Annotated in this window: 23 protein-coding genes and 1 tRNA gene; 9 read left to right on the forward strand and 15 right to left on the reverse strand. The window is 72.4% G+C overall.

Annotated features, from left to right (window positions below; translation table 11 throughout):
- Positions 1-29: 29 nt before the first annotated feature.
- The 7 genes from pheA to ACF08N_RS12610 all read right to left on the reverse strand — a co-directional run bounded on the left by pheA (position 30) and on the right by ACF08N_RS12610 (position 6957).
- Entirely contained in the window at positions 30-971 is a 942-nt protein-coding gene (pheA, locus tag ACF08N_RS12580) for a prephenate dehydratase (RefSeq protein ID WP_392324575.1), read from the reverse strand.
- A 61-nt stretch (positions 972-1032) separates the two neighbouring features.
- Positions 1033-2262 carry an iron uptake transporter deferrochelatase/peroxidase subunit gene (gene efeB / locus ACF08N_RS12585; RefSeq protein WP_392324576.1) on the reverse strand — a complete coding sequence of 410 codons (1230 nt, stop codon included), beginning with the start codon at positions 2260-2262 and terminating at the stop codon, positions 1033-1035.
- Between the two features lie 7 nt (positions 2263-2269).
- Positions 2270-4171, reverse strand: a complete 1902-nt coding sequence (locus ACF08N_RS12590) for a copper resistance protein CopC (RefSeq protein ID WP_392324688.1) — start codon at positions 4169-4171, stop codon at positions 2270-2272.
- A gap of 22 nt (positions 4172-4193) precedes the next feature.
- Positions 4194-4643: a copper chaperone PCu(A)C gene (locus tag ACF08N_RS12595; RefSeq protein ID WP_392324577.1), complete on the reverse strand. Its 450-nt coding sequence runs from the start codon at positions 4641-4643 to the stop codon at positions 4194-4196.
- Positions 4640-5299 carry an SCO family protein gene (locus ACF08N_RS12600; protein ID WP_392324578.1) on the reverse strand — a complete coding sequence of 220 codons (660 nt, stop codon included), beginning with the start codon at positions 5297-5299 and terminating at the stop codon, positions 4640-4642. Before ACF08N_RS12600 ends, ACF08N_RS12595 begins: the two co-directional genes overlap by 4 nt.
- A 33-nt stretch (positions 5300-5332) precedes the next feature.
- A complete protein-coding gene (locus tag ACF08N_RS12605) occupies positions 5333-6079 on the reverse strand; it encodes a YcnI family protein (protein WP_392324579.1) in 747 nt (248 codons plus the stop codon).
- A gap of 95 nt (positions 6080-6174) precedes the next feature.
- Positions 6175-6957 (reverse strand): hypothetical protein, encoded by a 783-nt coding sequence (locus ACF08N_RS12610; RefSeq protein WP_392324580.1) that lies wholly within the window; start codon positions 6955-6957, stop codon positions 6175-6177.
- A 203-nt stretch (positions 6958-7160) separates the two neighbouring features.
- Here ACF08N_RS12610 and ACF08N_RS12615 point away from each other — a divergent pair, with 203 nt between their 5' ends.
- On the forward strand, positions 7161-7613 hold the full coding sequence (locus ACF08N_RS12615; RefSeq protein WP_392324581.1) for an ATP-binding protein: 453 nt from the start codon (positions 7161-7163) through the stop codon (positions 7611-7613).
- A gap of 42 nt (positions 7614-7655) precedes the next feature.
- Here the strand turns inward: ACF08N_RS12615 and ACF08N_RS12620 are convergent, their stop codons facing one another.
- The gene (locus tag ACF08N_RS12620) at positions 7656-9152 is read right to left on the reverse strand and encodes an aminopeptidase P family protein (RefSeq protein ID WP_392324582.1); all 1497 of its coding nucleotides are present in this window, start codon (positions 9150-9152) and stop codon (positions 7656-7658) included.
- Positions 9153-9253: 101 nt separating this feature from the next.
- Positions 9254-10798, reverse strand: coding sequence for a PP2C family protein-serine/threonine phosphatase (locus tag ACF08N_RS12625; RefSeq protein ID WP_392324583.1), 1545 nt, complete (start codon positions 10796-10798; stop codon positions 9254-9256).
- Positions 10799-11294: 496 nt separating this feature from the next.
- Here ACF08N_RS12625 and ACF08N_RS12630 point away from each other — a divergent pair, with 496 nt between their 5' ends.
- Positions 11295-12035, forward strand: coding sequence for a bifunctional DNA primase/polymerase (locus tag ACF08N_RS12630; RefSeq protein ID WP_392324584.1), 741 nt, complete (start codon positions 11295-11297; stop codon positions 12033-12035).
- Between the two features lie 373 nt (positions 12036-12408).
- The gene (locus tag ACF08N_RS12635) at positions 12409-13038 is read left to right on the forward strand and encodes a hypothetical protein (protein ID WP_392324585.1); all 630 of its coding nucleotides are present in this window, start codon (positions 12409-12411) and stop codon (positions 13036-13038) included.
- A gap of 193 nt (positions 13039-13231) precedes the next feature.
- Here ACF08N_RS12635 and ACF08N_RS12640 read toward each other — a convergent pair whose 3' ends face one another.
- The 3 genes from ACF08N_RS12640 to ACF08N_RS12650 all read right to left on the reverse strand — a co-directional run bounded on the left by ACF08N_RS12640 (position 13232) and on the right by ACF08N_RS12650 (position 15824).
- A complete protein-coding gene (locus ACF08N_RS12640; protein WP_392324586.1) occupies positions 13232-14215 on the reverse strand; it encodes a DUF5926 family protein in 984 nt (327 codons plus the stop codon).
- A 155-nt stretch (positions 14216-14370) separates the two neighbouring features.
- Positions 14371-14955: an ATP-binding protein gene (locus tag ACF08N_RS12645; protein WP_392324689.1), complete on the reverse strand. Its 585-nt coding sequence runs from the start codon at positions 14953-14955 to the stop codon at positions 14371-14373.
- Positions 14956-15023: 68 nt separating this feature from the next.
- A complete protein-coding gene (locus ACF08N_RS12650; protein WP_392324587.1) occupies positions 15024-15824 on the reverse strand; it encodes a glycerophosphodiester phosphodiesterase in 801 nt (266 codons plus the stop codon).
- Positions 15825-16071: 247 nt separating this feature from the next.
- Between ACF08N_RS12650 and ACF08N_RS12655 the strand changes: the two genes are divergently transcribed.
- Both ACF08N_RS12655 and ACF08N_RS12660 read left to right on the forward strand, forming a co-directional pair.
- Positions 16072-17568 (forward strand): trypsin-like peptidase domain-containing protein, encoded by a 1497-nt coding sequence (locus tag ACF08N_RS12655; protein ID WP_392324588.1) that lies wholly within the window; start codon positions 16072-16074, stop codon positions 17566-17568.
- Positions 17569-17664: 96 nt separating this feature from the next.
- Positions 17665-17749: transfer RNA gene (locus tag ACF08N_RS12660), tRNA-Ser, on the forward strand.
- A gap of 180 nt (positions 17750-17929) precedes the next feature.
- On the opposite strand, the gene ACF08N_RS12665 is transcribed toward ACF08N_RS12660, so the two are convergent.
- From ACF08N_RS12665 to ACF08N_RS12675, 3 genes are all read right to left on the reverse strand, one after another.
- Positions 17930-18301, reverse strand: coding sequence for a hypothetical protein (locus ACF08N_RS12665; protein ID WP_392324589.1), 372 nt, complete (start codon positions 18299-18301; stop codon positions 17930-17932).
- A gap of 88 nt (positions 18302-18389) precedes the next feature.
- On the reverse strand, positions 18390-19682 hold the full coding sequence (locus tag ACF08N_RS12670; protein ID WP_392324590.1) for a peptidase: 1293 nt from the start codon (positions 19680-19682) through the stop codon (positions 18390-18392).
- 241 nt (positions 19683-19923) lie between these two features.
- On the reverse strand, positions 19924-20826 hold the full coding sequence (locus ACF08N_RS12675) for a bifunctional DNA primase/polymerase (RefSeq protein WP_392324591.1): 903 nt from the start codon (positions 20824-20826) through the stop codon (positions 19924-19926).
- 325 nt (positions 20827-21151) lie between these two features.
- On the opposite strand from ACF08N_RS12675, the gene ACF08N_RS12680 reads away from it, so the two are divergent.
- The 4 genes from ACF08N_RS12680 to ACF08N_RS12695 all read left to right on the forward strand — a co-directional run bounded on the left by ACF08N_RS12680 (position 21152) and on the right by ACF08N_RS12695 (position 24138).
- Positions 21152-21460, forward strand: coding sequence for a hypothetical protein (locus ACF08N_RS12680; protein ID WP_392324592.1), 309 nt, complete (start codon positions 21152-21154; stop codon positions 21458-21460).
- Positions 21461-21554: 94 nt separating this feature from the next.
- Positions 21555-22571: a bifunctional MaoC family dehydratase N-terminal/OB-fold nucleic acid binding domain-containing protein gene (locus ACF08N_RS12685; RefSeq protein ID WP_392324593.1), complete on the forward strand. Its 1017-nt coding sequence runs from the start codon at positions 21555-21557 to the stop codon at positions 22569-22571.
- Entirely contained in the window at positions 22568-22972 is a 405-nt protein-coding gene (locus tag ACF08N_RS12690) for an acyl dehydratase (RefSeq protein WP_392324594.1), read from the forward strand. Before ACF08N_RS12685 ends, ACF08N_RS12690 begins: the two co-directional genes overlap by 4 nt.
- Positions 22969-24138, forward strand: coding sequence for a lipid-transfer protein (locus ACF08N_RS12695; protein ID WP_392324595.1), 1170 nt, complete (start codon positions 22969-22971; stop codon positions 24136-24138). Before ACF08N_RS12690 ends, ACF08N_RS12695 begins: the two co-directional genes overlap by 4 nt.
- Positions 24139-24308: the final 170 nt, after the last annotated feature.

A 24308-nucleotide genomic window follows, 5' to 3' on the forward strand; every position in this document is an offset into this window, starting at 1 on the left:
TGTGGACAACGAAAATCTGCAGGTACGACTCAGTCCTGTGTACGGCCGTCCTGGCAGCGCGCCAGCCAGTCGGACGCCGCTGTGAACTCGGCGTCCGACGTCCCCGCGCGCAGCGCGCGCACCTCGTCGGGCGCCACCCCGGCCCTCGGGTACGAGCCGAGGAACCGCACCTGCTGGCAGACCCGCTTCAGGCCCATCAGCGCCTCGCCCACCCGGCGGTCCGAGACATGTCCCTCGGCGTCGATGGCGAAGCAGTAGTTCCCGATCCCCGCGCCGGTCGGCCGCGACTGGAGCAGCATCAGGTTCACGCCGCGCACGGCGAACTCCTGGAGCAGCTCCATCAGCGCACCCGGATGGTCCTCGCGCTGCCAGATCACCACGGACGTCTTGTCCGCGCCCGTCGGGGCAGCCGGCCGGGCCGGCCGTCCCACCAGCACGAACCGCGTCTCGGCGTTCTCGGCGTCGTGGATCTCGGTGACCAGCGCCTCGAGACCGTACGTGGCCGCCGCGAACGCGCCCGCGAAGGCGGCGTCGAACCGGCCCTCCTGCACGAGCCGCGCCCCGTCCGCATTCGACGCGGCCGACTCCCACAGCGCGTCCGGCAGATGCGTGCGCAGCCAGTTGCGCACCTGCGGCTGGGCCACCGGGTGGCCGGTCACCGTCTTGATCTCGGACAGCTTCGTCCCCGGGCGCACCAGCAGCGCGAAGGCGATGGGCAGGACGACCTCGCGGTAGATCATCAGCGGCTCGCCCGACGCCAGTTCGTCGAGGGTGGCCGTGACGCCGCCCTCCACGGAGTTCTCGATGGGCACGAGTGCCGCCGCGGCCTCACCGGCCCGTACGGCGTCGAGTGCGGCGGGTACCGAGACCATCGGGACGAGCTCCCGGGTCGCGGCTTCCGGCAGGGTGCGCAGGGCGGCCTCCGTGAAGGTGCCCTCGGGACCGAGATACGTGTAGCGCGTGGCCGACATACCGTCACCCTAATGCGCCCGGGGGAGCACAGCCGTCCCCTAGCGCCCCCTATGCCCCCGCTCAGCCCTCCAGCAGCCGCTGCCCCACGTACTCGCCCTCCGCCGGCCCGCCCGGCACGGCGAACAGTCCGCTCGCCTCGTGCCTGATGAACGGCGACAGCGCATCGCCCCGGTCGAGCTTGCGCTGCACCGGCACGAAGCCGCGCAGCGGATCGGCCTGCCAGCAGATGAAGAGCAGTCCCGCGTCGGGCGTCCCGTCGGCGCCGATCCCGTCGTGGAAGGAGAAGGGCCGCCGCAGCATCGCGGCGCCGCCGTTCTGCTCGGGCGCGGAGATCCGGGCGTGCGCGTTGCCGGGGATCACGAGCTTTCCGTCGGGACCGGTCTCGTCGAGGGCGAGCTCGGTCGTCTCCGTGCCGCCCGTCAGCGGGGCGCCGTCGGACTTGCGGCGGCCGATGACCTGCTCCTGCTTCCTCAGCGGGAGCTTCTCCCAGTCGTCGAGCAGCATCCTGATACGGCGTACGACGGCGTACGAACCGCCCGCCATCCAGGCGTGCTTCGTCGCCGACGGCACGAAGACGCGCCGGCCGAAGTCCGGTTCGGACGGCTTCGGGTTGCCGGTGCCGTCGACCTGGCCCATCAGGTTGCGCGCGGTCATCGGCTGCGCGGTCGCGCCGGGCGAGCGGTTGAAGCCGTTCATCTGCCAGCGCACCCGCGCCGCTTCGCCGGCCGTCTTCTGGATCGCGCGCAGCGCGTGGAAGGCGACGAGCGCGTCGTCCGCGCCGATCTGGACCCACAGATCGCCGTCGGAGCGCTTCGGATCGAGCCGGTCGGAGGAGAAGGCCGGCAACGGGTCCAGCTCGGCGGGGCGCTCGGCGACCAGGGACGTTCGGTCGAAGAAGGTGCGGCCGAATCCGAAGGTGACGGTCAGCGACGACGGCCCGGCGTCGAGCGCGACGCCCGTGTCGCCCTCCCCGGCCGCCCGCCCCGCCATCAGGTCCGCCGCCAGGGCCGACCAGCGCCGCATCAGCGCGGCCGCCTGGCCGCGCCCCGCCCCGGGCGCCAGGTCGAAGGCGACCAGATGCCCGTGGGCCTGCTGCGGGTCGGTGATCCCCGCCTGGTGCGTGCCGTGGAAGGCGACGCCGGTCGCGCCGACCGAGGTCAGGGGCGTCGGGGCGTCGGCCGAGGCCGCGTAGGCGGCGGCGCCGCCCGCGGCGCCGAGCACCAGCCCGGTCGCGCCCGCGGCACCGGCCGTGCCGAGCAGCCGCCGCCTGGAGATGTCGTTGTCGCTCACGAAGGGTTCAGCCGATCTCGATGTTCTTGTCGACGGTGATCTGGTCGATGTCGGAGGTCCGCACGGTCACCTGGACCTGCCAGCTGCCCGGCATCGGGATCTGGACCGCACTCGCGCTCCAGTGTCCCGCCGCCACCCGGTCGGGCGTGATGGGCAGCGGGCCGATCTCCTTGGCCTCCAGGGTGAAGGCGACCCTCAGCTCGGGGGCGTCCAGCGGCTTGCCGTCCGGCGTCTCGGTCCACACGTGCATCTCGTTCCCGCCGGGCCGCGCGGGGTCGAGACTGAGCCGTACGGTGCCCTTGCCCCGCTCGCCGCCCGTGTCGAAGGGCAGCTCGATCTCGGCGGGTCCGGTGGCCGCAGGAGCGGTCTGCTGCCCGCCGTCGCGCGCGGCCTCCTCGGTGCGTCCCGGCTCGGTCGTCGTGAGTACGGTCGTCACGGCCAGCAGGACGACCGCGACCGCGGTCTCGGCCAGCACGGTACGGCGCAGTCCGGAGCGCTCGGCGTCGGCGTCCCGGGTACGCCTGCGCTCGGCGGTGGCCACGGCCGCCTTCTGGCGGGCCAGTTGAGCGGCCCGGACCGGGTCGGACGGCGTGCCGTCCGTGTCCTCGGCGGACTCCTCCTCCGCCCGCTCCGCCTCGGCGGGTACGGCCGCCGCGACCTCCGACAGGCGCGCGGTCCAGCGCCGCGAGATCCACGCGACGGCGACCAGCACCGCCACGAGGCCGACCTTGAGCAGCAGCAGCTGCCCGTACCGCGTCCCGGTGAGCGCCGACCAGGAGCCGACCTGCCGCCAGGACTGGTAGGTCCCGGTCGCCGCCAGCACGACGACGCTCCAGAACGCGGCCGTGGAGAACCTCCGTACGGCCGCGCGCTCCACGGACGGCGTGCGGTACAGCGCGGTCAGCAGCGTGGCCAGACCGCCGAGCCAGACCGCGACGGCCAGCAGGTGCAGGACGTCCACCGGCATCGCGATCCCCGGCTGGATGCCGGTGGAGGCGTGCTCCGACAGCGCCCACGTCGCGGCGATACCGGCCGCGACGACGGAGCCGCCCATGGCGAGCCCGAAGGTGAGGTCCTTGCGCTCCTGCTCGTCGTCCCTGCGTGAATAGGTTCCGAACAGCACCGCGACGAAGAGCGCGGCCGCGCCGAGCAGCAGCAGCCGGGAGACGAGCGCGGCCCCCGTCTTCGTCTCCAGCACGTCCGCCAGCCCGCCGAGGTCGAGCGCGTCCGCCGGATCGCCCGACCCGGTGTACGGGGAACGCAGCAGCAGCATCGCCAGCGTGGCCGCGGTGAGCGTCACCCAGCCCTGGACGACCAGACGCTGCACGGGCCGCACCGAAGCGCCGCGCCGCCAGCACAGGAGCACGAAGGCCGCGCCGCCCGTGAGCAGCACGAAGCCCGCGTACGCCGCGTACCGCGCGATCCCGTACAGCACGCCGACGACTCCGCCGCCGGCCTCCTGGTCGGGCACCGCGACCGTGGTCTTCGAGGGCGCGCCGATGGAGAAGGTGAAGGCACCGGCGACCGGGTGGCTGTCCGCGGAGACCGCCTGCCAGGCCACGGTGTACGTGCCGTCCGGCAGGCCCGCGTGCAGCGAGACGCCGTACCTGACGGTGCCGCCGGAGCCGAGGTCGCGGATCTCGGCGGTGTCGGCGCGCTTGCCGCTGGGTTCGAGCACGCGGATCGAGTCGTCGCCCATGGCGATCTGCTCGGAGAAGGTGAGCGTGACCTCCTTGGGCGCGGTGGGCACCACCGCCCCGTCCTTCGGGTTGCTCGTGAGCAGCGCGGCGTGCGCCGCGGCGGGGCCCGCACCGGCCAGCAACGCGCCGATGAGGGTGCCGACGAGCACGACCGCGGCGAGCGCCTGCCGCAGGGCGGACGGGCCGAATCGCGGGGCGGTGGCTGTCATCATGCGATCAGTCCCTCACTGGTCAGTGCTGCTGCGGCCGGTAGGTGGTCTCCTTGACGGGGATCTCCACCGTGATCGGGTCCGACTTCTCGAAGTGCAGCTCGATCGCGACCTTGTCGCCCTGCTCCGGCCGCTGCTTGAGCGCCATGAACATGATGTGGTTGCCGCCGCGTTCGAGAGCGAGCGCGCCGTCCGCTGGGATGTCGAACGACGTGACCTCGCGCATCCTCTGGTTCTTCGACTCGTGGATGGTGACGTCGTCCGCGATGTCGCTGGTGACCGAGGTGAGCCGGTCCGCCGTCCCGCCGCTGTTCTCGACGGTGAGGAACCCGGCGGCCATGTCGTCGACGGGCTGCGGCATGAACGCGCCGCTGACGGACAGCTTCGGCCCGTCGTCCGCCGAGCAGCCCGCCAGCGCCAGGCAGGCGCTCACGGCGACGGCGGCGGCGAAGGACGTACCCCGGCGGATCACGGCTTCTCGCCCTTGATCAGCGCGGGCAGGTCCTTCGCCCAGTCGTCGGCCGTGGTGTCCTCGCCGTACAGGACGTAGCCCTTGTCGGTCTTCGGCGAGAAGGCGACGACCTGGGCGCCGTGCATGGAGACGACGGTGCCGTCCTTCTCCTTCTTCGGCGGGTCGATGCCGATGCCGATCCGGCGCGCGCCCGCCTGGATGTCCGCGAAGTCACCGGTCAGCCCGATGAAGGACGGGTCGCCCGCGCTGGGCAGCCACTTGGCCAGCTCGGCGGAGGTGTCCCGCTCCGGGTCGGTGGTGACGAAGACGACCTGGAGCTTGTCCTGGTCGGCCTTGGGGAGCTGCTTCCTGGCGATGGCGATGTTGCTCATCGTCAGCGGGCAGACGTCGGGGCAGTGGGTGTAGCCGAAGTAGATCAGGGTCGGCTTGCCCTTGGTCCGCTCGCGCAGGTCGAACGTCTTGCCGCGGGTGTCGGTCAGGACGAGGTCCGGCTTGGTCTTCGGCTCTTCGAGCACCGTGGCGGCCTCGGTCTTCTTCTGCGCCGAGATGTCGAAGTCGGGCTTGGCCGCCGCTTGTTCGCCACCGGTGGCACAGGCGGACAGGGAGAGCCCGGCGGCCACGACGAGCGCGGCCGCGAGCAGGGTCTTCTTACGCATCGAACAGTTTCCAGACGTGGTGGGGCGGGGGCTTCAGGAGCTGCGGCGGCGGCCGGCCAGCACGCCGAAGGCCACGCCCGCGGCGCCGACGGCGATGCCGACGACGCCCAGGACGCGGGCGGTGGAGTCACTGGTGGTGGTGGAGGAGGCGGCGGACTCGGTGTGCGAGCCCTCCTTGTCGTGCCCGCCGTTCTTGCCGTTCTCGGCGGCGCCCGTCGCGCCGCCCCCGCCGTGGTGGTCGTCCGTCGCCGCGGAGAGCTTCAGCACGGGAGCGGGGGACTCGGGCTCCTCGCCGCCCTCCTTCGGCTCCTCGATCCAGCGCACGACCTCCTTGTTGTCGTACGTCTGGAGGGCCTTGAAGACCAGCCGGTCGGTGTCCTCGGGCAGCTGTCCGAGGGAGAGCGGGAACTGCTGGAAGTGGCCGGGCTCGATCTTCGAGCCGTCCGCGGTCCAGGTGACCTTGGTGACGGCCTCGGTGATCTGCTTGCCGTGCACCTCCAGCGGCTTGTCGAGCTTCGCCCTGGTGACCTCGGCCTTCCAGCCGGGCACGGCCTGCGGCATCACGGACGCCAGCGGGTGCGTGGCGGGCATGCTGACCTCGAGCTTGACGGTCGAGGCGTTGTCGCGCTCGTTGGGGACCTTGAAGTTGACGGTGGCGTAGCCGCCCTTGGCGGCCTCGCCCTGTGGCTGCACGCTGACGTGCGCGAAGGCGGCGCCGGAGAAGACGACGACGGAGGCGGTGGCCACGACGGCAGCGGCGGCAGCGCGGTAGACGTTCATGCTGGCAAGCACTCCACGGTGAGGTGAGACGAGGATGCGCCGGCGCACGGGCGTGCGCGGGCACGGCGGCTCCGCTCCCGTCGAGCGAGCCGCGATCAGGCGACGAGGACGTATACGGGCGGCGGCCCGCGCCTGATCACCGTGTGCTGAAGAACCTCACCGGCCGCCGAAGGAGGCGGCCCTGCCGTGTGCGCCGAGAGGCGGGGCAGGCGCGCGGGCGTGCCGGGCAGACCTGCGTACAGGGCCCGTACGAGCACGACGGCCGCCCGCAGCGCGCCCAGGCGCGCGGCCTCCGCGACCTCGTGGGCCGACTCGGCGGAGAGCAGCATCAGGCGCAGCAGCGCCGCGTCCCCGCGCCGCAGCAGCAGTCCGGTCGCGATCCCGGCCAGCAGGTGTCCGAGCACCATGGCCAGCGAGGGCACCTCGGGCCCCGTGGCGGCCGCCTCGGCGAGATGCGCGTGACCGGCGTGCGCGGCCGGGTCGATGCCGGCCGTGGTGACGATGCGCCGCGCGTCGGCGGGGCTGAGGGAGGCGGCCCCCGCGCCGCAGACCAGCTTGGCGGCCGTCCTGATCAGTACCTCGTCGGCCGTCTGCGCGAGCTGCAGCCGGCTCTGTCCGAGGCCGAAGAGGGAGTGCAGCCCGAGCTGTCCCGCGGTCAGCACGGCTGCGATGACGGGCAGCGAACGCTGCCGCCCCGTGAACGGCAGGACCAGCGCGAAGACCCCGGCGGAGCCGAGCGCGAGCGTCCACAGCGGAACCGCCTCGCAGGCGGCGAGCACATGCCCGGTCCCGGACAGCACGACGCAGACCGCGGTGAACACCGCGGCCCTCAGCAGCCGCAGACCGGCTCCGGCAGGTGCGTGGCGCGTGGACGACATGGCCGGGACATCATCGCACTGCGCAGTTCGCCGCTGTACGGCAGGTCCGGAAGGTCCCGTTTGCGGGCCGGGTCGCCGACATACACCGCGCCGCGCGGCTTCACATCCGCCGAATGAGGGCTGTCACAGCGACCGCGCGCTTACCGAGCGTGCCCGTGGGCAATACGTATCGGTATGTCGAGCCGCGGCCAGGAGGCTGGAGCATGAGCATCTGGTGGTCCCTCCATCTGCGGCGCGAGGCTGCGAGCGTGCCGCTCGCCCGCCGTCTGCTGCTCGGCACCATGGAGACCGCGGGCGTCGACCCCGATATCTCCTACGACCTGTCGGTGGCCCTGACCGAGGCGTGTGCGAACGCCGTGGAGCACGGTGGCGGCGCTGAGGCACGCGGCGCGTCCGCGGGGTACCGGGTGACGGCGTACCTGGACGGCGAGAAGTGCCGTATCGAGGTGGCGGATTCGGGGCCGGGGTTCGTCCCGAGGCGCGGTTCGCTGTGCGGGCACACCGCGCCGTCCACCGCGGAGAGCGGGCGGGGACTCTGCCTGATCGAGCAGCTCGCCGACCATGTCCATGTGCGCAGCAGGCCGGGCCGCGGCGCGGTGGTGAGCTTCGACAAGATCCTCAAATGGCGCGAGGGCGCGCTGCTCGGAGTCTCCTGAGCGGCGCGCCCTCGTGGTCCGTGCGGATCGGCCGGACAGCCCCTAGCGCAGTGAGGCCATCCACGCCTCGACCTCGTCGGCCTGGCGGGGGAGGGCGGCGGAGAGGTTCCGGTTGCCGTCCTCGGTGACGAGGATGTCGTCCTCGATGCGGACGCCGATGCCGCGGTACTCCTCGGGCACGGTGAGGTCGTCGGCCTGGAAGTACAGGCCCGGCTCGACCGTCAGGCACATGCCGGGCTCGAGGGTGCCGTCGACGTAGCTCTCGGTGCGGGCGGCCGCGCAGTCGTGGACGTCCATGCCGAGCATGTGGCCGGTGCCGTGGAGGGTCCAGCGGCGCTGCAGGCCGAGTTCGAGCACCCGCTCCACCGGGCCTTCGACGAGGCCCCACTCGACGAGCTTCTCGGCGAGGACGCGCTGGGCGGCGTCGTGGAAGTCGCGGTACTTGGCACCCGGCCTGACCGCCGCGATGCCCGCCTCCTGGGCCTCGTAGACGGCGTCGTAGATCTTGCGCTGGATGTCGGTGTAGCGGCCGCTGATGGGCAGGGTGCGGGTGACGTCGGCGGTGTAGAGGGTGGTGGTCTCCACGCCCGCGTCGAGCAGGAGCAGGTCGCCCGAGCGGACGGGGCCGTCGTTGCGGACCCAGTGGAGGGTGCAGGCGTGCGGGCCGGCGGCGCAGATGGAGCCGTAACCGACGTCGTTGCCCTCGACGCGGGCACGCAGGAAGAAGGTGCCCTCGATGTAGCGCTCGCTGGTCGCCTCGGCCTTGTCGAGGACCTTGACGACGTCCTCGAAGCCGCGAGTGGTCGCGTCGCACGCCTTCTGCAGCTCGCCGATCTCGAACGCGTCCTTGACCAGGCGCGCCTCGGACAGGAACACGCGCAGTTCCTCGTCGCGCTCGGCGGTGACCTTGTCGGTCAGGGCGGCCTCGACGGCGGCGTCGTGGCCGCGCACGACGCGCACCGGTCCGGTGGCCTCGCGCAGCCGCTCGGGCAGTTCGCGGACGTCGGACGCGGGGATGCCGTACAGCTGCTCGGCCTCGGTCAGCGAGTGGCGGCGGCCGACCCACAGCTCGCCCTGGCCGGACAGCCAGAACTCGCCGTTCTCACGGTTGGAGCGCGGCAGCAGGTAGATCGTCGCCTTGTGCCCGTCGCCCTTGGGCTCCAGGACCAGAACGCCGTCTGCGCTTTCTTCGGGCCGGCCGCCAGTCAGGTACGCGTACTCGGTGGACGGGCGGAAGCTGTACTCGGTGTCGTTCGAGCGGGTCTTCAGGTTGCCGGCCGGGATCACCAGGCGCTCGCCGGGGAACCGAGCCGAGAGCGCCGCACGGCGCTCGGCGGTCTGCGCGGCCTGCGGGACGGGCTCGAGATCACGCAACTCGGTGTCGGCCCAGCCCGTCGTCATGTTCTCGGCCAGCTCATCGGACACGCCGGGGTACAGGCCGTTCTTGCGCTGCTTGATCGGCTGCTCGTCCTCTTCCGGGGTCTCCGGGGTGAGCTCCTCCGCCACGTCTGCCTCCTGGGCACTGTCGGCCTTTGCCATACGACATATGGGGCCCCGGCCGCCGTTCCGGCAGCAGGGGCGTCTCCATCGTATGTGCGAGGGGAAGAGGGACCGGGGCGGTCCTGTGAGATGTGAGGAATTCAGTCGAATCGGGCGGCGAGCAGCACGACGTCCTCGCCGCCGTCCGCCCGGTCGAGCCCCTCCGGCAGCATCGTGTGCAGCACGTGGTCGGCGATCGCCGCCGGATCCCTCCTGGCCGGCCTGGGCACGCTCGCGGCGGCCGAGTGCAGCCGTGCGAACGCCCGGTCCATCGGGTCGCCGGTACGCCGGAGCAGCCCGTCGGTGTACAGCAGCACCGTTTCTCCGGGCTGCGGGGACAGCTCCACGCTGGGGGCCTCCCAGCAGGCGAGCATGCCCAGCGGCGCCGACAGCGAGGTCTCGACGAACTCCGTGCGCAGGTCCCCGACCACCAGCGGCGGCGTGTGCCCGGCCCCGGCCATGACGATCTTGCGGGCGGCCGGCTCGGCGTACGCGAAAAGGGCCGTCGCGGTGCGCGCGGGCTCGGTCAGGCGCAGCAGCAGCTCCAGGTCGGACAGGACCGCCACCGGGTCCTCGCCCTCCATCACGGCGTACGCCCGCAGGGAGGCGCGCAGCCGGCCCATCGCGGCGAGCGCGCTCGGACCCGACCCGCTGACCGAGCCGACCGCGAGGCCGAGCGCGCCTTCGGGCAGCGGCAGCGCGTCGTACCAGTCGCCGCCGCCGCGGGGTCCGCTGCGGTGCCGGGCCGCGAGCCGGACACCGGGGACCCGGGGCAGCCGGCTGGGCAGCAGCTCCTCGGCCACAGTCGCGACGGTGGCCCGGGCGCGCTCCAGCTCCAGGAGGCGGGCGAGGTGCTCGGTGGCGTAGCGCATGTAGAGGCCGACGAGATGGGTCTGGCGCTCGACCGGGCTGGCCGGTTCGTCGTAGAGCCAGACGGCCGCACCGAGCGTGCCCGAATCCTCGGTGGCCAGCGGTGACGTGTAGCTCGCGGCGTAGCCGAGGCGGACGGCGACCTCGCGGTGCAGCGGGTGCAGCGCGTCGTCGGCGAGCAGGTCGGGGTGGGCGACGGGCCGCGGCACCACGGGGGCCGGGTCCCCCGGGTGGCGGCCTTCGAGGATGGAGCCGTACGCCGTGGCCTCGCGCGGCACGGTCTCGATGTGGCCGAGGTCGGCGCGGCTGAGGCCCAGGCCCTTGATGCGGGCGGGGCCGCTGCCGGCGGTGAACGCGCCGTCGCGGGCGGGGTCGCGGGGCGGTTCGAGGACGACCATGCCGCGGCGGGCGCCGACCAGTGCGGCGCCCGCGCGCAGCAGTTCGTCGAGTGCCTCGTCGAGAGAGGCGGTGCGGATGAGGCGCTCGGTGAGTTCGTGGAGGGTGGTGAGGTCGGAGACCCAGCCGGCCAGCCGGTCCTGGATCACCGCGCCCGGAGCGGGTGGTGCGGCGGGGACGGAGGGCAGCGGGGCGGCAGTGTGCGTCGGAGCGGGAACTGTTGAATCGATTCCGGCCACTTTCGGCAGGTGCGGGGCGCTCATGGCTGCCGGCTTTCCGGCAGGTGCGTTTCGCTCAATAGCATCGCAAACCCCCATGTCCATCTGCGCCGCTACCCATGCATCCACATCTACACGCACACGTAAGGTGATGTCCAGCATTGTCCCGGTGGGATTGATGGTGTCTGCGGGACAGTTAACTTGGCTGAAAAAAGCACCCGATGGCCGATGTCTGCGGTCGACTGAGGGCGTTCGGCAGGGGGATCCCGGGGGGCAGACTCCCGGGGAAGCGTCATTGCAAGCGTGCTGGGTACGTGTACGTAAACGGTGATGGCCAGGGGCAGTTGGACCGCCCCCGGAACCTGGCAGCGGGCCCGAGCGTCTCAATGCCAAAGGCCGCGCCCCATCCTCGAGTGGCGGGGAACGTCAGAGCGGGACAGCAAGCGCCAGGCGCGCGCCACCCCTCGCCACGCGTTTAATGGACTACAGCCGACGTTCGGCCCCCGGGCGGCGATCCTGCCGCAGACACGACGGGGGGCGCCCATGCCAGTGGCACGGGCGGTGACGCGCCGACCAGTACGCATTTGTACGCACAGTGAAGTCATGTACACGTGTTGTGATGTGGACCCCGGCGTTCAACGGAAAGGAACGAGCGCTCATGCGCGAGATCCTCGGAAGGCGACGCAGGCTTCGGTACCGGCGCAAAAAGGGGCCTGTCCAGCTCGACGCGGCGCTCACCTGCGCGGTCGAGTGGGGATGGCCCGTACTCCCCGGTGTGGGACTGGCAGCCGCGGGGGGCAACTCCCCGGAGGGCTCCGGAAGAAGCGGCGGTGACCGCGGGCGCGGCTGCGCCTGCCCCGACCCCGAGTGCGTCGTCCCCGGCGCGCACCCCTTCGACCCAGGCATCCTGGCGGCCTCCACCGACGAGCGGATGATCCGCTGGTGGTGGGCCAACCGGCCCACCGCCCCGGTCGTACTGGCCACCGGAGGCCGGGCGCCCTGTGCGCTGAGCCTGCCCGCGGTGGCGGCGGCCCGCGCGCTGGCCGTGCTGGACCGGATGGACATGCGGCTCGGGCCCGTCGTCGCGACGCCCACCCGCTGGTCGCTCCTGGTCGCCCCGTACAGCCTGGAGCAGCTCGGCGAGCTGCTCTTCGTCAAGGACTGTGTGCCCAGTTCGCTGCGCTTCCACGGCGACGGCGGCTATCTGGTGCTGCCTCCGTCGGAGACCGGGGCCGGTCAGGTGCGCTGGGAGCGGGCGCCGCTGCCCGGGTCCGCCGCCCCCTGGCTCCCGGACGTGGAGGCCGTCGTCGACGCGCTGGTCGAGGCGACCGCGAGCACCACTCCCGAAACCGGCCTCTACCCGCCCGAGGCGGGCGGGAGCAACCGGCTCACCTACTAGGGGGTGTCTCGCCGATCATGCCGGGCTCGCGACGCCCTGCGACCCCGTCTCCCGCGTTGTCGTCGGTCGCCATGGCTCCGCCATGTCTCTCCCCCTACGCCTCCGGCGTGGGAGGTACCCCCACCTCCGCCTTGGATCCGGGGCCGCATGACGCCGCTCACTGATCCGGCCTGATCGGCGAGACACCCCCTAGGGCACACCGGCACGGACGGCAGCCCGCCGACGCGGTGCGGCGACCCGCTGTCGTCACTCGTACGGGTAAGAGCTGGGCCGACTTGTCACGGAAATGGGCGTGCACCGTCCAGGCCGTCCGCATTTCGCGGATATCTTCGGGCAACCGTCATGAATTCCCGCGCAGTCGGCAGGTGGCCCCATGAATCTCCGCATGATCGGGCTGGTCGCCGTGGTGGCCGTCGCCGCGCTGGTCCCCCTCGCCGCGTCGGCCGGAACGGCCGGCAGCCCCGGCACCGGATCCTCCACCACCGAGGGGGCGGAGGGCGGCGACGCGAGGAGCGGCGCCGGTGACCTCCTGACCGGCACGGCCGCCGGGGAGCAGGGCGCGGGGCTGCTCCCCGGGCTCGGTGCGTCCGAGGAGCCGGCCGGTGCGGAAGCGGCGCATGGTACTGGAACCGGCGAGCAGGTCCCACCGCACACCTCCGAGCGATGTGGGCCGGAACTCGCCTCCCCCGACGGGGTCGAGGCACAGACGTGTGTCCTTACCGACGGCGGCGAGACCTGGGCGCGTACGTATTACCGCAATGCGACGGGTGAGGAATTGACCTCGGTGCTGACCCTCATGGGCCCCGGCGGGCGCACCTGGCAGACGAACTGTCCGGTCGAGGAGGGCGACGAGCCGGGCACCTGCGAAACCCCCCGGGAACGTTCGCTGGGGGCACCGTCGCACTACTCCGCCGTCGCCGAGTTCGCCGCCGCGTGGGCCGGCGCCGACGCGCCCCTGCTGCTGCGGTCCGGGAGCAACTCCCGTACGGCCACGGGCCGTTGAGGAGCAGAACGCTCCGGAAAATGGAAGCGCCCGGTCGCTGGCGACGGGGGATGCACCAGCGACCGGGCTTCTAGAACGGTAACAAGAGATCTGCGGTTCGCAAATTCGATCTCTGGTATTCGGACAGGGATTTAGCTGCCGAAAGAGCGAGTTGTGACTGGGGTCACCCGGAAGGCCCCGGAATTCGTCACTCTCAGCTGAGGGTGACTTGGCGGTTGGTGAGGCCGCCGCGCGCCCGGCGCTCCTCCGGGGTCAGCGGCGTGTCGCTCTCCAGGGCCCCGGCGAGCCGCTCCGCGAACTCCGCGGCGGGCGTCTCGCACTCCTTGGCCCCCATGGAGCTCGGCAGGTCCCACACCGGGACCATGAGCCCGTGGGCACGGAAGGAACCGACCAGCCGGGTCCCTTCGCCCAGCGAGGACGCACCGGCGGCGTGCAGCCGGGCCAGTGCGTCGAGCAGCTGCTCCTCGGGGTGCGGCATGACCCAGCGCAGGTGGTTCTTCTCCGGCGTCTCGCACCAGTAGGCGGCCTCGACACCGGGCAGCTTCACGGTCGGGATCGCCGCGGCGTTCGCACGCTCCAGGGAGGCGGCCACCTCCGGCGACGCCTGCTCGGCCGAGTCCGGGACCCAGAACTCGAAGCCGGAGTGGACGACCGGCACGAAGGCGGCCTCGGGGTCGAGCAGATCCTGCAGCCGTACGTCGGAGCCGGGGCCGCCCGTCGTGACGGGGGTGCCGGGCTCGGCGGCGAGCGCCCGCCGCAGCGTGCCGGCGAGGTCGCGGCTGAGGTCGCCGGAGGGGGTGTCGTTCTGCAGCGCGAGCAGCACCGAACCGTCGTCACGGCGCAGCGCGGGCCACGCCATCGGCAGGACGGTGGCGAGCGTCACGGACGGCACGCCCTCGGGCAGTCCGTCCTTCAGGGTCAGCTCGGCGGTGGCGGCGGGCACCAGCTCGCGCAGGGCCACCCAGTCGCACTCGCCCGGCAGCCCCTCGAAGGGGCGCTGGACCAGTTCGGTCACGGCGTGCGCGGCGGCCCGGCCGTGACACGCCTTGTAGCGACGGCCCGAACCACAGGGGCAGGGCTCGCGCGCGCCCACGACCGGCACGGGCTCGTCGACGCCTGTGGCCCCGGTCTTGGTCTGAGGCTTCGTCGCCTTCGTCTGGGGGCGCTTCTTGGCCATGGTGTGGCTTTCTCCCGAATGCGGCGTGCTGTGTCGGGCGCGAGCCTAGCCGTATGCCGCGGTCGTGGGGGAGCGCTGCCGCACCACCGCGCCACGGTGTGCCGGAACGAGGGTCTGACGAACCGTCGGAACGGCCACCGCGCAGGGCGCGCCGGTCAGTCCAGATCGTCGAACGAGTCGGCGAAATCGAAGGACGGCCCCGCGACGCGCGTAGCGAAATCCTCGCGGCGATGCCCCTCCGTGACGATCACCCACACGGTGACCTCACCGGACACGCCGTCCCTCACACCCCATTCGTGGGCCAGCGCCGAGATGATGTTCAGCCCGCGGCCTCCGCGTGCGGTGACCGAGGGCGTGGCCGGAACCGGGCGGGTCGGACCGCCCCCGTCCGTCACCTCGACCGTGAGCCTGCCCGCCTTGTCCACACGCCAGGCGGCACGGATGTCGCCGTCGCCCACGTCCGCGCGGCCCAAGGGCCTGCCATGGCGGCACGCATTGCTGAGAAGCTCGGAAAGGATCAGAACTGCATCGTCGACGACCGCTTCGGATACGCCGCTGCGGCTCAGCTGCTCACGCATCCGGTGTCGTGCCTCGCCCACGCCCGCAGGGCCATGGGGTACGGCCATGCTCGACGACGTGGGCACCTCCTGTGCCACCACAAACGCCACCCCCGAGACCTCCTTTGCCCCACGCCACGGTGTGAATGCCCCAATGGACTGGACCGGAAACCGGCCAACCATGGACGAGTGACGCACTCGACACACGCGAATACGCACCGAACGCGCCGGAGCACTCCCTGTAACGGCAGTTACGCGCGGCCCAGTTGGGACAGGACCTGTTTGGGGCGGTTGGTGATGATTGCGTCCACCCCGAGGCGGATGCAGAGTTCGACGTCGTCGGGTTCGTTCACCGTCCACACATGGACACGGTGGCCCGCCTCGTGGAGCCGGGCGACGCTGCCGGGGTGGCTGCGCACGATCCGGATGCCCGGACCCGCGATCCGCGCGCCGCCCGGCAGCCGCCCGTCCCGCAGCCTCGGCGTCATGAACTGCGTGAGGTAGACCGTGGGCAGGGCAGGGGCGCCGGCCGCGATCCGGTGCAGGGAGCGGGCCGAGAAGCTCATCACCCGCACCCGCGACTCGTCGGGCGACGGCGGCGCAGCCAGGCCGAAGCGCCCCAGCAGCTTCAGCAGCCGCTCCTCGACCTGACCCGCCCAGCGGGTGGGGTGCTTGGTCTCGATGGCGAGCTCCACGCGCCGCCCCGAGTCCGAGATCAGTTCCAGCAGCCGTTCCAGGGTGAGCACCGACGTGAGGGACGGGTCCCGCCAGTCCGGGCTCTCGGGGGCGTCCTTCCAGGAACCGAAGTCGAGGGCGGCGAGGTCCGCGAGCTCCAGGGCGGAGACCGCGCCGCGGCCGTTGGAGGTGCGGTTGACGCGGCGGTCGTGGACGCAGACGAGATGGCCGTCGGCGGTGAGCCGCACATCGCACTCGAGGGCGTCCGCGCCGTCCTCGATCGCCTTTCGGTAGGCGGCCAGCGTGTGCTCGGGCGCGTCCTCGGAGGCGCCCCGGTGGGCGACGACCTGGATGTGGTGCTGCCGTGCTTGGGTCACCGCGTCATGGTGTCATCGGGAGCGGGCATACGGATGCAGGAGTACGGCAGAACGTACCGTTCCCGCTGGGCAGCCGGTCGGACGCCGTGGAGATGCGTCCGTTTTGCCGGAAGTAAAGGATGGCCGGGATACGCACAGCTCCTGCTTACAGTGGCCTGACGTGCTGTGGGAAAAGCTGTCTGCGGACGGATCGTGCCGACGAAGCAGAACGAACCGAGACCGACGTGGAATCTGAGGAGACAGAGCTGTGAGCACCGAGAACGAGGGCAACGCGGTTCCGGCCGCCCCGTCCGTACCTCCTCGGCCGGGCACCGCTCCCGAGGGTTCTTCGCCCGGGCCGGGCTCCGGGACCCCCGAGACATCGCAGACACCGGCGGCCCCTGCGGCCCCGGAGGCGTCCCCCGAGCCCCCAGCGGCAGCGTCGGCCTCAGGGTCTTCCGAGGCGGCGACGGAGACCGCTGCGGAGCGGCCCTGGCAGGCCCCCCAGCCGGAGCACTCCCCCGGGCAGCACCCCGGTGCCGCATGGCCGCCGCCCCCGATCCCTTCCTACGCGAGCGGCGGCGGTCCCGCATGGGGAGCGCCGGTCCCGCCGGTCCAGCCCCGGCGCAAGCGCGCGGGCGGGCTCGTCGCCGCGGTGCTCGCCGCGGCTCTGGTCGCGGGCGGCGTCGGCGGCGGCATCGGCTACTGGGCCGCCGAGCGCAACGACGACGCCCCCGGTTCCACCACGGTCTCCGCCGTCTCGCCGCAGGACCTCAAGCGCGAGCCCGGCACGGTGGCCGCGGTCGCGGGCAAGGCGCTGCCGAGCGTGGTGACCATCGAGGCCAAGTCGGGCGCCGGCGGGCTCGACGGCTCCGAAGGCGGCGGCGAGGCCGGTACGGGCACCGGCTTCGTCTACGACAAGGAAGGCCACATCCTCACGAACAACCACGTGGTGGCCTCCGCGGCCGACGGCGGCGCGCTGTCGGTGATCTTCTCCGACGGCAAGAAGTACGACGCCGAGGTCGTCGGCCGGGCCCAGGGCTACGACGTCGCCGTCCTGAAGCTGAAGAACGCCCCCTCCGGTCTTGCCCCGCTGCCCCTCGGCAACTCGGAAAAGGTCGTGGTCGGCGACTCGACCATCGCGATCGGCGCCCCCTTCGGCCTGTCCAACACGGTCACCACGGGCATCATCAGCGCCAAGAACCGCCCGGTGGCGTCCGGCGACGGCTCCAGCGGCAACAACTCCTACATGAGCGCGCTGCAGACCGACGCCTCGATCAACCCCGGCAACTCGGGCGGCCCGCTGCTCGACTCCAGCGGGGCGGTCATCGGCGTCAACTCGGCGATCCAGTCGGCGGGCAACGGCCTCGGCCAGTCGCAGGCCGGTTCGATCGGCCTCGGTTTCGCGATCCCGATCAACCAGGCGAAGACGGTCGCCGAACAGCTGATCAAGACCGGCCGGCCGGTCTACGCGGTGATCGGGGCGACGGTCGACATGGCGGGCGAGGGTACGGGCGCCAAGATCGCCTCCGAGGGCGCGGGCGGCACGGAGGCGGTGATGCCCAACGGCCCCGCGGCGAAGGCGGGTCTGCAGCCGGGCGACGTGATCACCGGCTTCAACGGCAAGACGATCGACAGCGGCCCCACGCTGATCAGCGAGATCTGGAACCACAAGCCGGGCGACAAGGTCACGCTGACGTACGAGCGCGACGGCAAGGAGCGGACGGCCGAGGTGGTCCTCGGCGAACGCGAGGGCGACAGCTGACCGCCCGACCCCCGCTCCCCCCGCGGAACGCTGCTGCACCCGAAGGGCCCCGCCCGGTAGTCTGTAGCCCGCTCCGGCGCAGGTGGCCGGGGCGCTGGTGGGTTGCCCGAGCGGCCTAAGGGAACGGTCTTGAAAACCGTCGTGGCGCGAGTCACCGTGGGTTCAAATCCCACACCCACCGCTCGCAGGTCAGAGAACTTGCAGGTCAGAGGGCGCGTCTCCGAGTCGGAGACGCGCCCTCTGCGTTCACCTTGTCTCACCCCGAGCCGCCCGCATCCGACCTCTGAGCAGGGCGTGCGGCCATCTGTGGGCCAGGACCCCGCTCAATCGCCGCTGCTCGCGGCATGTCCTCCCCTCGCGGCTACGCCGCGGCCGGGACGAAGCCGCCGTGGGCGTGGCCCCGGGTGAGGAGGGTCGGCCAGTCGAGGTCCTCGGGGAGCGTGTCCAGCGACAGCACCACCGCTCCGCCGGTCTGTTCGACCGCCGAGCACCAGGTGGACATCTCCTCGGCCTCGTCCTCCGCCTGGGCGCCCTGGACGAGGCAGCCCGCCTCGCCCGGGCCGTCCACCACCGTCATCGTCAGCCGGGGCATGATCTGCCAGCCGTCGCAGGTCGGCACGCGGCCGTCCGGTGCGTGCAGCGGTGGCAGGGACTCGTGGACCGGGGCGCCGCCGAGCAGGAGCAGCGGGGTGGGACCCAGGACGAAGCGCGCGTGGTGGCGTGGCAGGAACATGGCGTCACGGTTGCACAGACCGTCCGGACGCGGCAGCGCCGCCCCCGCCCCCGAGGGGGCCGAGGCGGCGCTTCGTCAGGACGGGGTGTCAGGAGGCGGAGTCGGCGTTCCGGCGGCGGACGACGAACACCGCGCCTGCGCCGAGCGCGACCGCCGCTCCTGCCGCCGCCGCGAGCTGCGGGAGCGCGGAGGCGGAGCCGGTGTTGGCCAGCGTGCCGTTCGTGCCGCCCTGCGGGACGGCGGCCGGCTTGGTCTTCGACGTCTTGCCGGGCTTGGCGTCGTCCACGGTGCCCGGCTTGCTGCCCGCGGCCAGCACGTCGAACTCGTACTCCGTGAAGAAGTTGCCGCCGCACGTGTCGTCGTCGTTGACGTAGTCACCGGCGATGAAGGCGACGCCGTCGCCGGCGGGCGCCTTGGCGTCGACCTTCAGGCGCAGCTTGACGTCGGCGTGGGCGCCGGCCTTCAGCGGGCTGATGGAGCCCGCGTAGCCGCCGTCCACGACATCGGTCCACTCCGGCGAGGAGTCGGGGGACCACCACTGCAGGTCGAAGTACTCGTCGACGACGTTGTAGCCGCTCTTGTCGGTCGCGTGGAAGTACACGAACGGCAGGACCTTGTCGAGGGTCTTGTCGGTGCCGTTGGTGACCCGGACCGAGAAGTTGACCGTCGAACCGGCGACGATCTTGGAGGGCAGGCCGCTGGCGACGGTGGTCAGCTCGGTCGCGGGGACGCAGGCGGGATCCTCGTCGTCGTCGTCGTCGCCGTCGTCATCGTCGTCCTCCTCGGCCCGGGCGTCGGCGAGGGCCTTGTCGGCCGCCTTCTTCGCCTCGAGCGCCTCGGCCGTGGCCCTCTGCGCGTCGGTCAGCGCCTGCGCGGCGGCGACGCGGGCGTCGTCCGCGGCGTCGGCGGCGGTCTTCGCCTTCTCGTCGGCGGCGGCCTTGGCCGCCTCCGCGGCGGCGGCCGCTTCCTTGGCGCTCGCGACCTTCTCCTCGGCGGCGGCCCTCTCCTCCTCCGTCGCGGTCTCGGGGAGCGCGTCCAGCTCCGCCTCGGCGTCGACGACCGCCTGGTCGGCGGCCTCCTTGGCTGCCTTGGCCGCGGCGGCCTCGTCGGCCGCCGCCTTGGCGGCCACGGCGTGGGGCGCCTGGTCGGAGAAGGCGAGGTCCATGGCCTTCTGCGCCGCCTTCTGCTTGGCGACGGCGTCGTCGTACGCCTTCTGCGCCTCCTCGGCGGCCTTCTCCAACTCCTCGATGGTCGGCTTGTCGTCCGCCGCCTGCTGCGTCGCCGACTGTCCGGCGGTGGGCTGGGTTTCGGCGAACGCGGGAGTGACGGTGAGCAGCACTGCGGGGGTGGTCACTGCCGTGACAACCGCCGTGGCCAGCATGCGGCGAATGTTCAAGAGAGCCCTTTTCTCGGGTCCGATGCGCGGTCAGAACGCAAGCAGAGGGCAGCCGCCGCGGTGGCACTCACGCGGTGCGGCTGCCCGGTGATCGTATGACCGGATATGGGTGAGGAGAAAGGAGGTTACGCAGAAACCGGGGAGGGGCCCGGGGGTTCGCCGGGAAGGCAAAACAGTGGATAAGCCGCAGTTGCCTCTGGCCCGGCGACCTTTTGTGTGATCCATGTCATCCACGGGGCCCCGCGGTGAGCCGGGCGGCGGAGGCGATCGTCGCGCGTGCCTCCCGCTCGGGGAGCCCGGCGCGGACCGCCGCATCGGTCAGCGCGTCCGCCAGCGCGTCGCCGAAGCCGTGCTCGTACGCGCGGCAGGCGGCCCAGAACAGCCGGGTGTTGCGCTGTCCCTCCTGTGCCGCGAGCACGAACTGGACCAGTCCCTGCCCCTGGTGCGTGCCGTCCGCCGTCTCGTCCGGGCGATGTCCGCCGGGAGGGGGCGGCGCGGCGTGGCGGGGGCGCGCCGGCGGCGCGATCAGGCGCAGGAGGGCGCGCGGGCAGGGCGCGGGCGGCAGGTCCGCCGTCCCGGGGGCCAGGCGGTACGCGCCGTGCGCGGTGACGGAGCCGGGCCCGACGAGGTAGCCGCCGGTGCCGCGCACGTCGATGCCGGGCGCGAGGCGGCCCGCGGAGTTGGGGACGACCACGTCGGGCGGGCCGGTGAGCCACAGATGGCGGCCGCCGCTCGGCGTGAGCACGGTGACGGTCTCCGGGATGGTGAACAGATGGCGCAGGGCCAGGTGCCGGAGCTCGGCCACGGAGTCGGTGTGCGACGTGGTGTCGAGATCGATGCCGATGAGCCGGTGCGGCGGGCGTCCGCAGGCGATCCCGTACCCGGTCGCCCAGGGTGCGGCGGCGAACAGGGCGCGCACGGCGGCGGGGTCGGTGGTCGCGTCGTGCACGCCGTGGCCGGGCAGGCCGCACTCGCCGCGGCACAGGGACGGCCGCGGCTCGTCCCGGTGGGGAGAGCGCAGGGCCGGGAGCTTGGTGGGCGACAAGGGGATGACGGGGAGCCCGCGCTCGGCGGCGGTGAGGGCGTGGGCGAGGGCCAGGGTGGCGGTCTGCCGGTCGGTGATGGCCATAGCTCTATGTTCGTACACACGTTCGAAGAAGGGAAGAGGGAGGGATCGGCCGAAAGGGTGGCGTAACGCTTCATCCCGTACGGCGACGGCAGCGGTGTGGCCGGGATGCGGCCGGGTGCGAGCGGCGGTTTCGGGGGCTGCGGGCGCGAAGGGGGTTTATCGACTTGTCATCACGCTTGAGAGCGAATCGTCCGGTCCGAGGTGGTTCGTCGGGGAATCGGTGGGCAACTCTGCTCTCGCGACGTCGTGGAAATGATCCGGATCGGTCGGCCAACCGCCCGGAAACCAAGCGCACTTGAGCAGTTCCGGTTCCTGGAGGAAAGAAATGGAAAGCATCCGTTCCGCCCGCACCCTCGCCGCTGTCGCCGCTCTGCCCCTCGCTCTCGCGCTCTTCACCGGAGTGGCCCAGGCCGACAACGGCGGCTTCGCGGACGACGGATCGAACGCCTCGGTCGCCACGATCATCGGCAGCGGTGTCGCGGGCGGCAACCTGGGCAATTCGACCACCACCCAGCAGGTGGCGACCGGCGCCGGCGCGTCCAACCAGAACAACACCGCGAACGTCATCGGCTCCGGCTTCACCGTCGTCGACCAGGGCGACATCGACATCGACTTCACACACCTGTGGTGGTGACGCCCGGCCCGAGGGGGGTGTGGGGGAAGCAGTGAACGACCGCCTGCGCGACGGTGCTTCGGCGCCGTCGCGCAGGCGCGTCGGTGACCGGTCCATGGCCTTGACAGGCGACAAGTATCTGACGGACAGTCAGATTCTCCGGCCGGAGGGGGACGAGGTGACCGACGAGCTCTACGCACGGCTGAAGAGGTACGAGGGGCGGCCCGCCGCTCGCTCCTGCGAAGGCAAGGACCTCGTCAATGAGCCCATGATCAGGCACTGGTGCGAGGCGATGGGGGACACGAACGCCGCGTACCGGGGGCCGGGCGCCGTCGCGCCGCCGACCATGCTGCAGGCGTGGACGATGGGCGGCCTTTCGGGGCACAGCGGCCGGGTGTCGGCTCAGGACGAGCTCTTCGCCCTGCTCGACGCGGCGGGATTCCGCTCCGTGGTGGCGACCGACTGCGAGCAGGAGTACCTGCGGCAGTTGCGACCCGGCGACCGCATCACGTTCGACACGGTGATCGAGTCGGTCTCCCCGCGCAAGACGACGAAGCTCGGCACCGGGTACTTCATCACCACGCGGACGGACGTGAGGGCCGGCGGCGAGCCGGCGGGCACGCACCGCTTCCGCATCCTCAAGTACGCCCCGGCCCCCGCGCCCCGCCCGGCCCCCGCGCCCCGCCCGCCCGCCGCACTCCGCCCGGTCGCCGAACCGCCCGCCGCCGTGCGCCCGCGCCCGGTGGTCAACAGGGACAACGAGGGCTTCTGGCAGGGCGTGGCCCGCCACCAGCTGCTCATCCAGCGGTGCGGCGGCTGTCGAACGCTGCGCCTGCCCTGGCTGCCGGGCTGCGGCGCGTGCGGTTCGCCCGAGTGGGACACGGTGGCCGCGAGCGGGTCCGGCACCGTCTTCTCGTACGTGGTGATGCACCATCCGCCGTTCCCGGCATTCGACCCGCCCTACGCGGTGGGGCTGATCGAGCTGGCCGAGGGCGTGCGGTTCGTCAGCAACGTCGTCGGTGTGCCGTACGACAAGGTGCGGATCGGGATGCCGGTGGACCTGGTGTTCCTGCGGGTGGACGACGGACTGGAGCTGCCGGTCTTCCGCGCCGCGGCCGGGGAGGGCGTATGACCCCCGTCCCGGCCGTCGGCACGGAGCTGCCCCCGCTCACCGTTCCTGTCACGCGCACGCTGATCGTCGCCGGAGCCATCGCCTCGCGTGACTACCAGGATGTCCATCACGACGCCGAGCTCGCGCGGGAGAAGGGGTCCCCGGACGTCTTCATGAACATCCTGACGACGAACGGCCTGGTCGGGCGGTACATCACCGACTTCTTCGGGGAGCGTGCCGTCCTGCGCAGGGTCGCCGTACGGCTGGGTGTGCCCAACTACCCGCGGGACACTATGGTGTTGACCGGTACGGTCGCCGCCTGCGACGGCCGGACGGCCGAGGTGCGGGTCGTCGGCGTCAACGGCCTGGGCACCCATGTGACGGGCACGGTGACCGTGATCCTCCCGGAGGCGGGCGCATGAGCATCAGGGCGAGGGACGCGCTGGGCGGGAGGGCGGCCGTGGTGGGGATCGGCGCGACCGAGTTCTCCAAGGACTCCGGCCGCAGCGAACTGAAGCTCGCCGTGGAGGCCGTGCGCGCCGCGCTCGACGACGCAGGCCTCTCCCCCGCCGACGTCGACGGCATGGTCACCTTCACCATGGACACCAGCCCGGAGATCACGGTCGCCCAGGCCGCGGGCATCGGCGAGCTGTCCTTCTTCTCGCGCGTCCATTACGGCGGCGGTGCCGCCTGCGCCACCGTGCAGCAGGCGGCGCTGGCCGTCGCGGCGGGCGTCGCCGACGTCGTCGTCTGCTACCGGGCGTTCAACGAGCGCTCGGGCCGCCGCTTCGGCTCCGGAGTACAGCACCGTGAGCCGTCCGCGGAGGGAGCGGCGCTCGGCTGGAGCCTGCCGTTCGGGCTGCTCACCCCGGCCTCCTGGGTGGCGATGGCCGCGCAGCGCTATCTGTACGCGTACGGGCTGACGCCCGAGGCGTTCGGCCACGCCGCCGTGAGCGGCCGGCGGTATGCGGCGGCCAACCCGGCCGCGTACTTCCACGGTCGGCCGATCAGCCTCGCCGACCACGCCGCCTCGCGGTGGATCGCCGAGCCCCTGCGGCTGCTGGACTGCTGCCAGGAGACCGACGGCGGCCAGGCGATCGTCGTCACCGGCGTCGAGCGCGCCCGTGACCTGCGCCGTCCGCCCGCGGTGATCCTCGCCGCGGCGCAGGGCGCCGGGCGCGCCCAGGAGCAGATGACCAGCTTCTACCGCGACGACCTCACCGGACTGCCCGAGATGGGCGTGGTCGCCCGGCAGCTGTGGCGCACCTCGGGGCTCGCTCCCGCCGACATCGACGTGGGGATCCTCTACGACCACTTCACACCGTTCGTGCTGATGCAGCTGGAGGAGTTCGGCTTCTGCGGTCCCGGGGAGGGGGCGGACTTCGTGGCGGCGGACGGGCTGCCGCTGAACACCCACGGGGGCCAGCTGGGGGAGGCGTATCTGCACGGGATGAACGGGATCGCGGAAGCGGTCAGGCAGCTGCGCGGCACGTCGGTGAACCAGGTGCCGGGCGCGTCCAGGGCCCTGGTCACGGCGGGCACCGGGGTCCCCACCTCCGGACTGGTCCTCGGGGCCGACACCCCCTAAGGGGGTGTCTCGCCGATCTTGCCGGGCTCCCAGCGTCTGGCACCGCGCCTCTCCCCCGTAGCCCTTCGGGCACGGGAGGTGCCCCCAGCGTTGTCGTCGGTCGCCGACGCTCCGCGTCGCTTCCCCTCCTCCGCCTTGCGATGCACGGCACCAGACGCCGCTCGCTGATC

It is taken from the genome of Streptomyces sp. NPDC015127 (assembly GCF_043080095.1).
In the GTDB taxonomy this organism is placed as follows: Bacteria; Actinomycetota; Actinomycetes; order Streptomycetales; family Streptomycetaceae; genus Streptomyces.

What these genes read in the sequence shown, in the direction of transcription:
- pheA (WP_392324575.1), bottom strand. Translation starts at nt 971, where the DNA reads ATGTCGGCCACGCGCTACACGTATCTCGGTCCCGAGGGCACCTTCACG.
- ACF08N_RS12590 (WP_392324688.1), bottom strand. Translation starts at nt 4,171, where the DNA reads ATGACAGCCACCGCCCCGCGATTCGGCCCGTCCGCCCTGCGGCAGGCG.
- ACF08N_RS12600 (WP_392324578.1), bottom strand. Translation starts at nt 5,299, where the DNA reads ATGCGTAAGAAGACCCTGCTCGCGGCCGCGCTCGTCGTGGCCGCCGGG.
- ACF08N_RS12605 (WP_392324579.1), bottom strand. Translation starts at nt 6,079, where the DNA reads ATGAACGTCTACCGCGCTGCCGCCGCTGCCGTCGTGGCCACCGCCTCC.
- ACF08N_RS12610 (WP_392324580.1), bottom strand. Translation starts at nt 6,957, where the DNA reads ATGTCGTCCACGCGCCACGCACCTGCCGGAGCCGGTCTGCGGCTGCTG.
- ACF08N_RS12615 (WP_392324581.1), top strand. Translation starts at nt 7,161, where the DNA reads ATGAGCATCTGGTGGTCCCTCCATCTGCGGCGCGAGGCTGCGAGCGTG.
- ACF08N_RS12620 (WP_392324582.1), bottom strand. Translation starts at nt 9,152, where the DNA reads ATGGCAAAGGCCGACAGTGCCCAGGAGGCAGACGTGGCGGAGGAGCTC.
- ACF08N_RS12625 (WP_392324583.1), bottom strand. Translation starts at nt 10,798, where the DNA reads ATGCTGGACATCACCTTACGTGTGCGTGTAGATGTGGATGCATGGGTA.
- ACF08N_RS12630 (WP_392324584.1), top strand. Translation starts at nt 11,295, where the DNA reads ATGCGCGAGATCCTCGGAAGGCGACGCAGGCTTCGGTACCGGCGCAAA.
- ACF08N_RS12635 (WP_392324585.1), top strand. Translation starts at nt 12,409, where the DNA reads ATGAATCTCCGCATGATCGGGCTGGTCGCCGTGGTGGCCGTCGCCGCG.
- ACF08N_RS12640 (WP_392324586.1), bottom strand. Translation starts at nt 14,215, where the DNA reads ATGGCCAAGAAGCGCCCCCAGACGAAGGCGACGAAGCCTCAGACCAAG.
- ACF08N_RS12645 (WP_392324689.1), bottom strand. Translation starts at nt 14,955, where the DNA reads ATGGTTGGCCGGTTTCCGGTCCAGTCCATTGGGGCATTCACACCGTGG.
- ACF08N_RS12665 (WP_392324589.1), bottom strand. Translation starts at nt 18,301, where the DNA reads ATGTTCCTGCCACGCCACCACGCGCGCTTCGTCCTGGGTCCCACCCCG.
- ACF08N_RS12670 (WP_392324590.1), bottom strand. Translation starts at nt 19,682, where the DNA reads ATGCTGGCCACGGCGGTTGTCACGGCAGTGACCACCCCCGCAGTGCTG.
- ACF08N_RS12675 (WP_392324591.1), bottom strand. Translation starts at nt 20,826, where the DNA reads ATGGCCATCACCGACCGGCAGACCGCCACCCTGGCCCTCGCCCACGCC.
- ACF08N_RS12680 (WP_392324592.1), top strand. Translation starts at nt 21,152, where the DNA reads ATGGAAAGCATCCGTTCCGCCCGCACCCTCGCCGCTGTCGCCGCTCTG.
- ACF08N_RS12685 (WP_392324593.1), top strand. Translation starts at nt 21,555, where the DNA reads ATGGCCTTGACAGGCGACAAGTATCTGACGGACAGTCAGATTCTCCGG.
- ACF08N_RS12690 (WP_392324594.1), top strand. Translation starts at nt 22,568, where the DNA reads ATGACCCCCGTCCCGGCCGTCGGCACGGAGCTGCCCCCGCTCACCGTT.
- ACF08N_RS12695 (WP_392324595.1), top strand. Translation starts at nt 22,969, where the DNA reads ATGAGCATCAGGGCGAGGGACGCGCTGGGCGGGAGGGCGGCCGTGGTG.